The sequence below is a fragment of the Agarivorans sp. 2_MG-2023 genome, assembly GCF_030548085.1.
GTDB lineage: Bacteria > Pseudomonadota > Gammaproteobacteria > Enterobacterales > Celerinatantimonadaceae > Agarivorans.
Genome location: NZ_JAUORQ010000005.1, coordinates 1 through 14406 on the forward strand (window position 1 = coordinate 1; position 14406 = coordinate 14406).

Below are 14406 nucleotides of genomic sequence, written 5' to 3' on the forward strand. Positions count from 1 at the left end.
GGAGCGGCACATCAGGTTCGAACTGATGACCTCAACCTTGGCAAGGTTGCGCTCTACCAACTGAGCTAGTGCCGCTTTAATCACTATTTAGTGTGCAGAGAGTTCAACCAAGGTTGCGCTACTCTTTATATCCACACTGAGCTAGTGCCGCTTTATTCTTTCTTGCAACACCCAAGGTGTTACAACTAAACAAGCATTAAGCCGTGGCTTCACGTTGTTTAGGGCTGCGAATTATACGAGGAATTTTTACCTTTGCAAGAGCTGCAATTAAAAAAATTACAGCTCTTAAACTGTTTGTTTAGTTTTCGCCCAGTTTAAAGAAGGTTTTTTGATAGTGCTGCATTTCAGCAATAGATTCTCGAATATCATCTAGCGCTAAGTGAGTTCCGCTTTTAGTGAAGCCATCAAGAATTTCTGGCTGCCAGCGGCGCGCTAATTCTTTCACCGTGCTCACATCAATATTTCGGTAATGAAAAAACTGCTCTAGCTCTGGCAAATACTGGTGCATAAAACGGCGGTCTTGACCAATGCTATTACCACACATCGGCGAAACACCTTTAGGCACCCATTGCTTGATAAAAGCAATAGTTTGCTCTGTAGCTTGCTGCTCGTTTACCGTGCTAGCTCGCACGCGATCAACTAAACCAGAGCCGGTGTGAGTATTAGTACACCACTCATCCATACCCGCTAATACTTCATCAGATTGATGCACAGCAATCACTGGCCCCTCTGCAAGTATGTTTAATTGAGCATCGGTAATGATGGTAGCGATCTCTAATACGCGATCGCTGATGGGCTCGAGACCAGTCATCTCCATATCAACCCAAACTAAATTCTGTTCGCTAACAGTCATGTTGACCCTATTTATATGTGGAAATATTTTCCGCAAATCTTTTTGATAAGCGGTATCATAGCGATTTATTACACTTACTTGAATAGTAGTTTTCGTGACCAAGAGAAAGAAACTGAGCCAAGGTCAACTTCGCCGCGTGCGAAGCAACCAACAAAAGCGCCTCAAAAAAGAAGATAGTCACCAATGGTTGGACGACCAATTAGGTCCCCAACAAGAAGGCACTATTATCAGCCGCTTTGGTCAACATGCCGATGTTGAATCCAGCAGTGGGGAAATTTTTCGTTGTAATATGCGCCGCTCAATTGGCTCCTTAGTCAGCGGAGACGAAGTAGTATGGCGTGCAGGTAACGAAGAGCAGTCTGGCATTCGAGGCGTTATTGAAGCTTGCCATGAGCGCCGCTCAGTACTCACTCGCCCAGATTTTTACGATGGAATTAAAGCCATTGCCGCTAACATCGACCAAGTCGTGATTGTTTCTGCAGTACTGCCCGAGTTCTCTACTAACATTGTCGATCGCTATTTAGTGGCAGTAGAAGATGTTGATTTAAAGCCGATCATTCTGCTCAATAAAGTTGATTTATTAGATCTAGAGCAGCGTCAAGCCATTGAGGCCCAGCTCGAAAACTACCAAAAGCTCGGTTACACGGTTATTTTTGCCAGTACCAAGCAAGCGGAAGGCTTAGACGACCTCACTCAACAACTGACCAACAAAACCAACATTTTTGTTGGCCAGTCGGGTGTTGGTAAAAGCTCATTGGTTAATAGCTTATTGCCTGAACAGAGCATCGATACCAAAGAAGTCTCGGAAGTATCAGGGCTTGGCCAACACACCACCACTACCGCGCGTTTGTATCATTTAGAATGTGGCGGCAGATTAATTGACTCCCCCGGCGTTCGCGAATTCCAATTGTGGCATTTAGAAAATGAACGTGTTGCGTGGGGCTTTATTGAGTTTCGTCCTTGGCTGAATCAATGCCGTTTTCGTGACTGCAAGCACCAAGGTGATCCTGGTTGTGCTATGCAAGAAGCGATAGACTCTGGCAAAATTTCGCAGCAGCGATTCGATAGTTACCAACGTTTATTAGAAACAATGGAAAGTAACAAACCTTCACGGGCAATTCCCGGGAAAAAATAATTCACCAGACCATGAGAATATAGAGTGTTAGACAAAATTAAAGTTGCCGCCCAGTACTGCTTTCCACAGCATGGTTTATCTCGCTTAGTGGGTAAACTGGCCCAAGCCGAAGCAGGAAAACTCACTCATTGGGTGATTAAAAAGTTTATTAATCGTTACCAAGTAGACATGAACGATGCGGTAAACAGTGAGCCTAGTGCCTACCCAAGTTTTAATGCGTTTTTTACTCGTCCACTAAAACCAGGCACTCGCCCTTTAGTAGATGGCGACTCTAATTTAGCCCATCCAGTAGACGGAGCAGTGAGCCAATTAGGGCCCATTCAGCACGGCCGAATTATTCAAGCTAAGGGCCATGATTACAGTGCGCGAGAGTTACTTGGTGGTGATAAAGAGCTGGCCGAAGAATTTAACGATGGTGACTTTGCCACTATTTATTTAGCCCCAAAAGACTATCACCGCATTCATATGCCTTGTAAGGGTAAGCTGCGAAAAATGGTCTATGTGCCCGGCCAACTGTTTTCGGTTAACCCGCTAACCGCTGCTAATGTACCTAACTTGTTTGCCCGCAATGAACGCGTAGTGGCTATTTTTGATACCGAGTTTGGCCCTATGGCCATGGTATTGGTGGGCGCCACTATTGTTGCTAGCATTGAAACCATTTGGTCTGGCACAGTAACGCCACCAGGCAGCAAGCAGGTGTTTACTTGGGACTACTCTGATCAAGATATTAGCCTAGACAAAGGTGCTGAAATGGGTCGCTTTAAGCTGGGTTCAACCGTGGTAATGCTATTTGCTAAAGATGCCATTGAGTTTGAACAGTCACTCGCGCCAACAGTGAGCACCGTAATGGGCACTCATTTCGCCAGTAAAGCCCAGTAAAATACTACCAAGTCTTGAAGGCTAGCCCTTCAAGACTGATTCAATTCTGCTTATTATTACGCTAATTCAATTATTTAATATAAAATAAGTAACAATCACTAGCGCACTTAATTTGGCTCCTAACGAATGAAACCAACGCTTTTACTCCGCTGGCTTGCTTTGCCTTTACTGATATTTTGTATGGCGGCTCAAGCGAACGTGGGTGGCGAAAACCACTTAAAAAGCTTAATTGGTTCCTTAGATACCCAACCCAGTAACCTCAATACCCAGCAGCAACAGCTGATTTATGAAGAATCTTTAGCCTTGCTTAAAGAAGGCAATGACTACCGAGAAAAAGCCAAATATTACCGTAGCATTATTAATAATTTTTCGCGGCTGCGTAAAGATTTACAAGACAAACTTAACCAGTATCAAGCACCTGAAATAAGTCAGCTAGATACGCTAAATTCTAATCAACTCACCGAACAACTAAACACTTGGCAAGCCACACTTAACAGCAGCAGTGCCCGTATTGATGAACTTAAACAGCGCCAATTCGCCATAGATTTAGATGTTAGTGAGCACCACCAGCGCAGTGGTCCACTGCGTCAGCAACTAAGCTCCTTGCGCAGCAAGCTAGAGGCTCTGCAATTTGGTGTGCTTAGCGAAGTAGAAGAAGCCCAACGTGTTCGCACACAAGTGAACGAAGCGAGCTTAACCGCTCAATTAGCCATGTTAGAGCTAGCCGCACAAAGTGCCAACCAACGTAATGAACTACTGCAACTAGAGATAAGCCTGTTACAGCGCCAACAATTTTCTCAAAAACGGATTGTTGAAGAACTTAAAAATCGCCTATCTCAAGAACATCGCGCCGAAGCACAACGTTTATCAGAGCAGTTAGCCTTTACCGCACCCGAGCTTTTAGAACTGCCCCTCGTGAAAGAGGTAGTGGATCAAAACCAACATATTCAACGCCAATTGTCGGCCTTGTTTGACCAAAGCGAGCAAATTGCTCTGCTGCAGCAACACGCTAACAACGAGTTAGAACACATTAAACTCACCTTTGCCAACTTCAAAGAACAGGTATCGTGGCTAAAAGTAACCCGCTCTTATGGCGAATATTTGCGTGAGCAGATCAGCAGCTTACCCAAGGCAAAAACCTTAGCGCCCATAGAACAACAGATTATTGAAGTGAGGATTAGCAAACATCGCCACCAAAACTTAATTTACACTTTGCGTAGCCAAGCCCAACAACAGGCTAAACAGCAGCTTATTGCATCCCTTAGTGACGAACAGCAACAGATACTGCGCAAACACCTCAAACTCAATCAGCAACTATCCGATAAATATCAACTTGAATTAGATTCTCGTTTATTTGAATTAGCCCGTCTAAAGCTAGATTACTCCAAGCTCAATGACGAACTGCGCATTATTAACCAAGAAGCCAATCAAGAGCTGTTTTGGACTGCAGATGTAAAAGCCATCGACCTCAGTTTTTTTAGTGATGTTCGCCAATCCGTCATTTGGTTATTGAATATCCAACAACTCAAACAGCTGAAACTCTCGATTCAAAACTTATCTTGGTTATGGCTGGTTTGGTTAAGTTTAGTGGCGGCAAGCATGGTGTATGTGCGTCATTTAAAAATGCACTGGTTAAAGGGCTATTTACAACGTATTGACTCTAAAACTGGCAACATTACCCGCGATAAATTTCACTATACCTTGTCGAATCTATTACTTAGTGCAGCGCTAGCCACTCCCTTAGCCCTGTTTATTGGAAGTGTTGGATTCGCCCTAAACTACAAGTGGGAATATGCCTTTTCTCGGGATGTTGGTGATGCGCTAATCAACGTAGCACTAGTATTATGGCTATTCCATTTGCTGCAGCAGTTTTGCCAGAAAAACGGTCTGCTCAATACCCACTTTAAGTGGCCACTGGTCAACATTCAGCAGGCCATTACCCTTATTCGCCGTTTAGTTTACATTAGCCTACCGCTGGTTTTTGTTCTTAACCTTTGTATTCTACAAACCAGCCAACCCGCTTATAGCGGCCTAGCCCGTTTAGCCTTTATCGGGCTGCTGTTATGGGTAGCTTATGGCTTTCATAGTATTTACCGTATCGAGCTTCCGGTTAACTACCGTTTAGATATTTTTAAAGCACCGCAACTGGCCAAAAAGCTTATTTGGGGAGCGGCAATTAGTATTCCTTTAATGGCGGCCTTAGCCTCTGCCGCAGGCTTTTTTGCCACTGCGTTTACCGTATATTGGCAGGTGGTGCTGAGCTTTATTATTGCCGTGGTATTTATGCTTAGCTACCTGCTTATTCATCGCTGGATGCTACTGCAACGTCGCCGAATTGCCTTTGACCGCGCCAAAGTGCGCCGCGCAGAGATGATTGCCCAACGCCACGCCGAAGACGAAGATCCAAGTATATCTAGTGAAGGCTTTGTTGAAGCGATTGAAGAACCCGTCATCGATCTAGATACCATTAGCGCCCAATCTTTAGGGTTGTTGCGCGCCGCGTTAATCTTAGCGCTGGTATTAGTACTGCTGTTTAGCTGGTCTGAAATGACCAGCGCTTTCTCCTTCCTAGATAATATTACCTTATGGGAAAGTAATACCAGCCGCGCGGGTGTAGCAGCGGTCAACGAAATTACTCTACGCTCACTGGGCTCAGCCTTATTAGTATTCTTTTTTGCCATGCTGTTGATTCGCAACCTGCCTGGTTTGTTAGAGCTAATGGTATTGCAGCACTTGTCTTTAAACCCAGGAACGGGCTTTGCCATCACCACAATGATCAATTACATGGTGATTCTATTTAGTATCTTCAGTGGCTTTGGATTACTCGGTATTGAATGGTCTAAATTACAATGGTTAGTAGCTGCTCTCACCGTTGGTTTGGGTTTTGGCCTACAAGAAATTTTTGCCAACTTTATTTCTGGTTTAATCATCTTATTTGAAAAACCCATTCGAATTGGCGACACCGTCACCATTCGCGAACTAACAGGCACTATTTCCAACATTGAAACTCGCGCGACCACCATTGTAGATTGGGACAGGAAAGAGATTATTGTGCCCAACAAGGCCTTTATCACCGAGCAGTTTATTAACTGGTCATTGACTGACCCAATAACTCGTGTGGTACTCATGGTGCAAGTTAAACAAGGTTCCGACAACAACTTGGTGACACAGATATTGCAAGAAGCGGTGGAAGCAAACAGCTTAGTATTAACCAACCCACAACCTGAAATTTACTTCACGGAATACACTAACAACGGCATGAAATTCGAGATGCGAGTCTATGTAAGTGAGATGCGTTATCGCTTACCGATGACCCACGAGTTGTACACTTTGATCAACGACAAGTTTAAGGCGAATAGCATAGACATCGCCTACCCACAATTAGATGTATCTCTCAATTCTTAGTTGAGGCTTTGGGTATCGTAGAGCTTTAAAAAAACCATTATTTCAAATAATTAGCTCAGAGATCTTAGAACATGGCCTTGCATAAACACCTTAAGCTGTTGGTTTGTTTAATTGTTCCCCTACTTATTTTGGCGCTACCTACCAGCGCAATTCCTTTAGCTGACCTCACCATAGTACAGCACCGAATCATTGCCATTTTTGTTATGGCGGCTTTGCTGTGGATTTTTGAGCCAGTGCCGGTATTTGCCACCTCATTACTGATCATTACCCTCGAGTTAGTGCTTATTTCCAATCAAGGGATTAGTGTGTTTATCGCCGATACTGGCAGCGCACCAATGGGCGACTTACTGCCTTACACTAGTATTTTTAATGCCTTCTCTTCGCCCATCATTATCTTATTCATGGGGGGGTTTGCTTTAGCCATTGCGGCATCTAAGTTTGAACTAGATAACAACCTTGCACGAGTGCTACTCAAACCGTTCGGCAAACGCATCCCAATGATTATGTTAGGCATTATGCTGATTACCGCCATCTTCAGCATGTTTATGAGTAATACTGCCACCACGGTCATGATGCTCGCTATTGTAGGCCCACTTATTGCCGCAGCCCCGCGCAACGATCTCGGCATGAAAGGGCTTATTTTGGCGATTCCAGTTGCTGCCAATACCGGTGGTATTGGTACTCCTATTGGTACTCCACCTAACGCCATCGCCCTGCAATATATTCCTGAAGGCCAAGTTACCTTTGCGTCTTGGATGGCTTTTGGTATTCCCTTTGTCATTATTCAGCTCGCTATTGCTTGGTTTTTACTATGTAAACTTTACCCATCAAAAACCGGAGTTTTGGAGCTAAATCTTAAAGGGACTTTTCAAAAAAGTACTCGCGCCTACATTGTTTACGCTACTTTCGCCTTAACTATTTTATTGTGGTTAAGTACCGCTTGGCATGGCATGAACAGCTACGTGGTGGCGATTATTCCGCTCGCCGTATTCACCCTTACCGGCGTAATCGGTAAAGACGACTTAAAGCTATTTAACTGGGATGTATTGTGGTTAGTAGCCGGTGGTATCGCTATGGGCATGGCCTTAGAAAAAAGCGGTTTAGCCGCAAAAATCGCCACCTCAATCGACTTCTCTAGCATGCCGACTTTAGCGGTGATTGTGGTGCTGTCGATAGTTTGTGTGGTTATGGCTAATTTTATGTCAAATACCGCAACAGCTAACTTAATTATGCCAATAGCAGCGGCGGTGGCTACCAGCTTAAGTGGCTTAGATGGCGATGGCGGTATCACCACATTGTTGATTATTGTCGCGCTGTCGGCGTCGTTAGGCATGATGTTGCCTGTCAGTACTCCGCCTAACGCCCTTGCCTACTCTACCGGTTTTATTGAAACTAAAGATTTGATCAAAATTGGCGGGGTTATGGGAACCACCGGCTTGGCATTGCTATACATTGCCATGATGGTCATTTTGTAACAGCCCAACTAAAAAGGGAGCGATTGCTCCCTGCTCTCCCTGCGAAATACTAAGCTCGCTCGATGCTAAAACTTTGCACTTGCTGAATATTGTCGGTTTCTAGCGCTAGCATCAATAAACGGTCAATGCCCAAGGCCACGCCAGCACACTCTGGCAAACCTGCAACCAAGGCAGCTAAAAAGCGTTTATCTATCTGTGCGGGGGCGAAACCATATTGCTCTCTCACTTGCTGGTCTTTAGCAAAACGCTGTGCTTGTTCTTCTGCATCGGTTAGTTCATGAAAACCATTGGCTAGCTCTACGCCTTTAAAATAAAGCTCAAAGCGCTCAGCCACTCGGGGATCGGTCGCTGAAATTTTAGCTAAAGCAGCTTGCGAAGCAGGGAAGTGATAAACAAAACAAGGCCGCTGCTGGCCGATATACGGCTCTACTCCTAAAGAGAATAGCAATTGTAAAATCGTGTCTCGATCAGTTTCCTGCTCAACTAAATCGGCTACCGACAAACCCTTCGCTACTTCAACAAAATCGGCATGGCTAGCACTTAATGGGTTAACACCTAAGCTTTGCTCAAAGGCCTCAACATAAGTTAGCCGTTCAGCGCTACCACAAGCCAGCACTAAGTCTATCAGCGTGTCCATTTCGTCCATTAGAGCGAAATGGTGAAAACCCACGCGATACCACTCCAGCATTGTAAATTCTGGGTTGTGAAAGCGCCCAGCTTCTTCATTGCGAAATGCCTTAGCGATTTGATAAATACAGCCGCTACCCGCTGCCAGTAAGCGCTTCATATGAAACTCTGGCGAAGTTTGCAAATACAAGCTCATGGAGTGAGGCGCAGCCGGCCCAGTTAAGGTGGTGGCAAAGCTATGTAAATGAACATCACTCACGCACGCTTGGCTCATGCTTGGCGTTTCTACTTCCATCACTTTTCGCGCAGCAAAAAAGCATCTGATTTTGTTAATGATTTCTGCTCTAGCTTGAAGAGTCTCGATACTTGCAGAGGGTTGCCAAAGTGTTTCAGACATGCAAATTTTTTCCTGCATTGAGTTAGTTTTTATCGCGAGGTTTTATACCACTTTGCTAACAAAAGCGGGAGTTATATCTCAAAAGACAAATTATCTCGGAAGCCTGCTCAAAGTAGCGCCAATATTTGATTTTAGTCAAACATCAAAAAGCGAATACCCGCACAATCATTGTAGGCTTATTTCGTATGGAGAAAAGCGTGGAAGTAATCAAAACTGATGTCGCCATTGTTGGCGCTGGGGGAGCAGGCTTACGTGCTGCTATTGAAGTTGCCGAGCAACACCCCGAGTTAGAAGTGGCTCTCATTTCAAAAGTATACCCAATGCGCAGCCACACGGTTGCCGCCGAGGGTGGTGCAGCTGGTGTAGCCCAAGACCACGATAGCTTTGATAACCACTTTAACGACACCGTATCCGGTGGCGATTGGTTATGTGAGCAAGACGTAGTGGACTTTTTTGTTGAGCGAGCCCCCAAAGAACTGACTCAACTTGAGCACTGGGGTTGTCCGTGGTCTCGCCGACCAGACGGCAGCGTTAATGTTCGCCGCTTTGGTGGAATGAAGATCGAGCGCACCTGGTTTGCTGCAGACAAAAGTGGCTTTCACATTCTCCACACCTTATTTCAAACCTCGACTAAATACCCCAGCATTAAACGTTACGACGAGCACTTTGTTTTAGATTTAGTCGTAGAAGACGGCCAAGTAAAAGGCGTGATTGCCCTTGATATCGCCGAAGGCGTAGCCAAATTGATTCAAGCCAAATCGGTGATTATTGCTACCGGTGGCGCAGGCAGAGTGTATCGCTTTAATACCAACGGCGGCATTGTTACCGGCGACGGCATGGCTTTGGCCTATCGCCATGGTGTAGCACTGCGAGACATGGAGTTTGTGCAATATCACCCAACGGGCTTACCTGGATCAGGGATTTTGATGACAGAAGGTTGTCGTGGTGAAGGCGGTATTCTTACCAATAAAGACGGTTACCGTTACCTGCAAGATTACGGCTTGGGACCTGAAACACCAGTCGGCGAACCTAAAAACAAATACATGGAACTTGGCCCACGCGACCGCTTAAGCCAATGTTTCTGGCAAGAAGCCCAGCTAGGTCGCACCATTGAAGGGCCAAATGGCGATTATGTTCACCTCGACCTCACTCACTTGGGTGAAGATTATTTATTAGAACGCTTGCCGTTTATTTGTGAGTTAGCCAAAGCTTACATGGGTGTAGACCCCGTGAAAGAGCCAATCCCAGTTCGCCCTACTGTGCATTACACCATGGGCGGGATTGAAACTGACGGCCGCTGTGCCACCTCACTAAAAGGCTTATACGCCGCTGGCGAGTGTTCTTCGGTAGGTTTACATGGCGCTAATCGCTTAGGGTCTAACTCACTAACCGAGATTACCGTATTTGGCCAAGTCGCTGGAGAATCTGCAGCACGCAATGCGCTAGTATCAACCCATAGCGATAGCGCTTCACTACTTGCCCAAGCAGAGCAAACTTTGGCGAAGTATCAAGCCTTAAAAACCAATCAGGGTGATGAAAAGACTTCTGATATTCGCAACGAACTCGGTCGCACTATGGAAGATGGCGTAGGTATTTATCGAACCGAAGAAGCAATGCAAACAACTATCGATAAGATCGCCGAGTTAAAACAGCGCTATAAAAACATTAAGTTAGTCGACAACAGTGAAGTATTTAATACCGAGTGGCTGTATGCCGTAGAGCTTGGGTATTTATTAGATGTGGCAGAGTCGATGGCTGTTTCGGCGATTAACCGCAAAGAGAGTCGCGGTTCTCATCAACGCATTGATGGCTTTGAGCAACGAGACGATGTGAACTTTTTAAAACACACCTTAGCGAATTACCGCCCCGATATGGCGCCCGAAATTAGCTACAGCGATGTGAAAATCACTAAATCTCAACCTGCAGAACGTGTATACGGCGCCGCCGCCGATGCTCAAGAAGCAGCTAAAAAACAAGCGGAGGCGAAGTAAAATGGCTGAAGTGATGAAAATTGAGATCTTACGCTATCGTCCAGAAACCGATAAAGAGCCGGTATGGCAAACCTTTGATGTGCCTTTTACTCGCGAGATGTCGCTATTAGAAGCTTTGGCTTACATAAAAGATGAGTTAGACCCAACCTTAAGCTACCGCTGGTCTTGCCGAATGGCGATTTGTGGTAGCTGCGGCATGATGGTGAATGGGATACCTAAATTAGGTTGTAAAACCTTCCTCCGTGATTACCCAAAAGGAATGAAGATTGAAGCCTTAGCCAACTTCCCTATCGAGCGTGACTTGGTAGTTGATATGAGCGACTTCATCGAGAAGCTTGAGTCAGTTAAGCCCTACATCATTAACGATAACCCTAAGTCGCTAGACGATGGTTGCCACACTCAATCACCTAAAGACATGGCGCAATACAAGCAGTTTTCCATGTGTATTAACTGTGGCCTTTGTTATGCGGCGTGTCCGCAGTACGGTTTAGATAAGTCATTCACTGGTCCTGCCGCTTTAGCCATATTGCATCGCTATAACCAAGACAATCGTGACGCTGGTAAAGCAGAGCGAATGAAGATAGTTAACGCCGAAGAAGGCGCTTGGGGCTGTACCTTTGTTGGTTACTGCTCAAAAGTGTGTCCCAAAGACGTAGACCCTGCAGCAGCAATTCAACTTGGAAAAGTAGATAGCGCTAAAGACTATGTGATTGCCATGTTCAAGCCAGGAGAGTAAGCATGACTAAACGTAAACCTTACGAACGCAAAATGGGCGCAACTTGGTGGCTTAAAAACACGTTTCATACCAAGTACATCATTCGCGAAGGCTCTAGCCTAGTCATAGCGATTTACAGCATGGTGCTGCTATTTGGCTTGTTCCGCTTAAGCCAAGGTGCTGACGCATTTAATGGCTGGTTAGGCGCAATGAGCCAGCCTGCTTGGCTTGCCTTTCACTTGCTCACCCTAGTATGGACGCTGTATCACAGCATTACTTGGTTTAGCCTCGCGCCTAAAGCCGCCAACTTATGGCTTGGACAAAAGCGAGTGCCAGACAGCTGGATAGTTAATAGTATGTACGGCGCGTTAGCGGGTATAAGTGTTGTTGGCCTGGTATTGGTATTAATTTAGGAGAAACAGATGAAACGTTCTAACGAACCTGTGTTTTGGGGAATGTTTGGCGCTGGCGGCATGGTAGCTGCGCTGTTCACACCTATTGCTATATTAATCACTGGACTACTGGTACCTCTAGGGATTATTCCTGCCGAGCAGTTTTCTTATGAAAGAGTCTTAGCCTTCTCACAACACTGGTTAGGCGCGGCTGTGATTTGGGTGATTGTGAGCTTACCGCTGTGGTTGTGCATGCATCGCCTTTACCATACCTTACACGACTTTGGGATCCATGCTGGCAACCTAGTAAAAGCACTATTCTACGGGGTGGCATTTGCTGGCTCGGTAGCTTGCGCTACATTGCTATTACTAGGTTTAATCTAAAAAACAAGCGGGCTAAGGCTTAGCCCGCTTTTAAATCTTTTTGGCAGTTACGTTTTAGCGAACTAATCTCTAGCTCTAACTGCTGTTCTCGTTGTTTTAATAAATCAAGTTCAGCTTCTTTACTGGCCAATAGTTCAAAAACACCGGTTGGGTAATCTCCTGAGCCTTTAGCAAAACGAAGTCGATTCGAATAACGTCTGTCTACATGTTCCACGGGAGCATCTGCAACTACATTCATACTGATAACCTTTTTATCATTAACAATGTGGTAGATTAAGCATTGCAGACAAATCGCGATTACGCAAAGTGAAAATTTGATTTAAATCAAAGCGCTTGAACCATAAAATTTATTCAACTGGCAAACATAATTTTGTTCTTTAAACACAGCTGAATTCGCTAGTTTTACTAAACATTAGCAAATAAAAAAGGGAGCCTAAGGCTCCCTTTTTCTAAACTGTAGCGCTTATTTTACACGACCCACATATTCAGCACTGCGTGTATCAACTTTTACTACTTCACCAATTTGAATAAACAACGGTACACGCACTACCGCACCGGTAGTTAGCGTAGCAGGTTTACCCCCCGTACCGGCGGTATCGCCTTTCAGGCCTGGGTCGGTCTCTGTTACTTCTAATTCCACAAAATTAGGAGGCGTCACTAAAATTGGATTCTCGTTCCAAGTGGTAATAACACATACGTCTTGCTCAACTAACCATTTAGCCGTCTCGCCCACTGCTTTTTCATCTGCAGCAATTTGCTCAAAAGTATCGTTGTTCATGAAGTGGTAGAATTCGCCATCGTTGTACAGGTAGGCTAATTCATAATCCATCACATCTGCTGCTTCAACTGATTCACCAGATTTGAAGGTTTTCTCTAATACTTTACCGGTTAACAAACGGCGCAATTTAACGCGGCTAAATGCTTGGCCTTTGCCTGGTTTTACAAATTCATTTTCTAGAATTGCATAAGGCTCGCCGTCGAGCATAATTTTTAGCCCGCCTTTGAATTCACTGGTACTATATGACGCCATTTGGTCCTCTACTTACAAGGTAATATCAATTTCAATGCTGCGAATAATACCGCGAAACGACGCTGCTGTGCAGGGTAATTGGCAAAAAGAGCTGGCAAACGCCATCACAGATCCCAAAGATCTGCTGCAATACTTACAATTAGACCCTGAAAACTATCAGTTAGACATCGCAGCACGTAAATTATTCCCAATGCGAGTACCACTCAGCTTTGTACAACGCATGCAAGTAGGCGACCCTAAAGACCCATTGTTACTGCAGGTATTGCCACAGCGAGAAGAGTTTATTCAAGCCGCAGGTTTTACCGAAGACCCGCTTGAAGAACACCAATCTGCCGTACCGGGATTACTGCACAAGTATAAAAGCCGAGTATTATTTATTTTACGCGGGGGCTGTGCGGTAAACTGCAGATATTGTTTTCGTCGCCACTTCCCTTACCAAGACAACAGCCCTAGCAAGGCTGGTTGGCAGCAAGCCATTGACTACATCGCCAATGATAGCAATATTAACGAAGTGATCTTGAGCGGTGGCGATCCTTTAATGGCCAATGACGAGCAATTGGCGTGGTTGGTAGAGCAACTTGAGCAAATTAGCCACTTAACACGATTACGCATTCATAGCCGCTTACCGGTAGTGTTACCTAGCCGCATAACCACCGAACTTGTTGAACTGCTCGCCAATACGCGTTTACAAAGCATTATGGTGAGCCACATTAACCACCCCAACGAAGTGAACCAACCACTTCGAACAGCCTTTTCAAAGCTGCAGCAAGCGGGCGTAACACTGTTGAATCAAGGGGTGTTGTTAAAAGACATCAATGACAACGTAGATACCTTAACAGCGCTAAGCGAAGCACTATTCTCTGCCAACATTCTGCCCTACTACTTATTTTTGCTGGATAAAGTAGCCGGTGCGAGTCACTACGATATTGACGAACAGCAAGCAGTGTTGATAATGCGTGACTTATACCAACGTTTACCTGGTTTTCTTGTTCCACGCTTAGCACGTGAGCAAGCCGGTAAAAACAGTAAAACACCGATAGACATCGGCTTGAGCTAAACTAAAACCATAAGGCTTGTTGGCTACCCTTCAGGTTAAGCCAGCAAGCAGACATTCAACTAGACA

At 45.1% G+C, this 14406-nt stretch carries 13 protein-coding genes and 1 tRNA gene; 9 read left to right on the forward strand and 5 right to left on the reverse strand.

Features of this window, described 5'->3' with window-relative positions; genetic code table 11:
* Positions 1 to 2 precede the first annotated feature (2 nt).
* Together Q4549_RS08670 and orn are read right to left on the reverse strand one after the other, a co-directional pair.
* A tRNA-Gly gene (locus Q4549_RS08670) sits at positions 3 to 75 on the reverse strand.
* 223 nt (positions 76 to 298) lie between these two features.
* Positions 299 to 853, reverse strand: coding sequence for an oligoribonuclease (gene orn, locus Q4549_RS08675; RefSeq protein WP_137674330.1), 555 nt, complete (start codon positions 851 to 853; stop codon positions 299 to 301).
* A gap of 94 nt (positions 854 to 947) precedes the next feature.
* On the opposite strand from orn, the gene rsgA reads away from it, so the two are divergent.
* The 4 genes from rsgA (at position 948) to Q4549_RS08695 (ending at position 7747) form a co-directional block, all read left to right on the forward strand.
* Positions 948 to 1988: a small ribosomal subunit biogenesis GTPase RsgA gene (rsgA, locus tag Q4549_RS08680; protein WP_303511857.1), complete on the forward strand. Its 1041-nt coding sequence runs from the start codon at positions 948 to 950 to the stop codon at positions 1986 to 1988.
* A gap of 24 nt (positions 1989 to 2012) precedes the next feature.
* Positions 2013 to 2867 (forward strand): archaetidylserine decarboxylase, encoded by an 855-nt coding sequence (gene asd / locus Q4549_RS08685; protein WP_303553816.1) that lies wholly within the window; start codon positions 2013 to 2015, stop codon positions 2865 to 2867.
* A 126-nt stretch (positions 2868 to 2993) separates the two neighbouring features.
* A complete protein-coding gene (gene mscM / locus Q4549_RS08690) occupies positions 2994 to 6272 on the forward strand; it encodes a miniconductance mechanosensitive channel MscM (RefSeq protein WP_303553817.1) in 3279 nt (1092 codons plus the stop codon).
* Between the two features lie 71 nt (positions 6273 to 6343).
* Complete coding sequence (locus Q4549_RS08695; protein WP_303511851.1) at positions 6344 to 7747, forward strand: SLC13 family permease; 1404 nt, start codon at positions 6344 to 6346, stop codon at positions 7745 to 7747.
* Positions 7748 to 7796: 49 nt separating this feature from the next.
* Here Q4549_RS08695 and epmA read toward each other — a convergent pair whose 3' ends face one another.
* Positions 7797 to 8771 (reverse strand): elongation factor P--(R)-beta-lysine ligase, encoded by a 975-nt coding sequence (gene epmA, locus Q4549_RS08700; protein ID WP_303553818.1) that lies wholly within the window; start codon positions 8769 to 8771, stop codon positions 7797 to 7799.
* Between the two features lie 197 nt (positions 8772 to 8968).
* Between epmA and frdA the strand changes: the two genes are divergently transcribed.
* Genes frdA through frdD form a run of 4 tightly spaced genes read left to right on the forward strand, consistent with a single transcriptional unit; the run spans position 8969 to position 12253 of the window.
* Positions 8969 to 10762 (forward strand): fumarate reductase (quinol) flavoprotein subunit, encoded by a 1794-nt coding sequence (frdA, locus tag Q4549_RS08705; RefSeq protein ID WP_137674336.1) that lies wholly within the window; start codon positions 8969 to 8971, stop codon positions 10760 to 10762.
* Position 10763: 1 nt separating this feature from the next.
* On the forward strand, positions 10764 to 11498 hold the full coding sequence (locus Q4549_RS08710) for a succinate dehydrogenase/fumarate reductase iron-sulfur subunit (protein WP_303553819.1): 735 nt from the start codon (positions 10764 to 10766) through the stop codon (positions 11496 to 11498).
* A gap of 2 nt (positions 11499 to 11500) precedes the next feature.
* Positions 11501 to 11890 (forward strand): fumarate reductase subunit C, encoded by a 390-nt coding sequence (locus Q4549_RS08715; protein WP_303511843.1) that lies wholly within the window; start codon positions 11501 to 11503, stop codon positions 11888 to 11890.
* A gap of 9 nt (positions 11891 to 11899) precedes the next feature.
* Complete coding sequence (frdD, locus tag Q4549_RS08720; protein ID WP_137674339.1) at positions 11900 to 12253, forward strand: fumarate reductase subunit FrdD; 354 nt, start codon at positions 11900 to 11902, stop codon at positions 12251 to 12253.
* Positions 12254 to 12272: 19 nt separating this feature from the next.
* On the opposite strand, the gene Q4549_RS08725 is transcribed toward frdD, so the two are convergent.
* The gene (locus Q4549_RS08725; RefSeq protein ID WP_137674340.1) at positions 12273 to 12491 is read right to left on the reverse strand and encodes a hypothetical protein; all 219 of its coding nucleotides are present in this window, start codon (positions 12489 to 12491) and stop codon (positions 12273 to 12275) included.
* A gap of 225 nt (positions 12492 to 12716) precedes the next feature.
* Entirely contained in the window at positions 12717 to 13283 is a 567-nt protein-coding gene (gene efp, locus Q4549_RS08730; RefSeq protein WP_137674341.1) for an elongation factor P, read from the reverse strand.
* Positions 13284 to 13317: 34 nt separating this feature from the next.
* Here efp and epmB point away from each other — a divergent pair, with 34 nt between their 5' ends.
* Positions 13318 to 14340 carry an EF-P beta-lysylation protein EpmB gene (gene epmB, locus Q4549_RS08735; RefSeq protein WP_303553820.1) on the forward strand — a complete coding sequence of 341 codons (1023 nt, stop codon included), beginning with the start codon at positions 13318 to 13320 and terminating at the stop codon, positions 14338 to 14340.
* Positions 14341 to 14406 lie beyond the last annotated feature (66 nt).

Coding starts and splice junctions, on each gene's coding strand:
- orn (WP_137674330.1), bottom strand. CDS start 853: ATGACTGTTAGCGAACAGAATTTAGTTTGGGTTGATATGGAGATGACT.
- mscM (WP_303553817.1), top strand. CDS start 2,994: ATGAAACCAACGCTTTTACTCCGCTGGCTTGCTTTGCCTTTACTGATA.
- Q4549_RS08695 (WP_303511851.1), top strand. CDS start 6,344: ATGGCCTTGCATAAACACCTTAAGCTGTTGGTTTGTTTAATTGTTCCC.
- epmA (WP_303553818.1), bottom strand. CDS start 8,771: ATGTCTGAAACACTTTGGCAACCCTCTGCAAGTATCGAGACTCTTCAA.
- Q4549_RS08710 (WP_303553819.1), top strand. CDS start 10,764: ATGGCTGAAGTGATGAAAATTGAGATCTTACGCTATCGTCCAGAAACC.
- Q4549_RS08715 (WP_303511843.1), top strand. CDS start 11,501: ATGACTAAACGTAAACCTTACGAACGCAAAATGGGCGCAACTTGGTGG.
- frdD (WP_137674339.1), top strand. CDS start 11,900: ATGAAACGTTCTAACGAACCTGTGTTTTGGGGAATGTTTGGCGCTGGC.
- Q4549_RS08725 (WP_137674340.1), bottom strand. CDS start 12,491: ATGAATGTAGTTGCAGATGCTCCCGTGGAACATGTAGACAGACGTTAT.
- efp (WP_137674341.1), bottom strand. CDS start 13,283: ATGGCGTCATATAGTACCAGTGAATTCAAAGGCGGGCTAAAAATTATG.
- epmB (WP_303553820.1), top strand. CDS start 13,318: ATGCTGCGAATAATACCGCGAAACGACGCTGCTGTGCAGGGTAATTGG.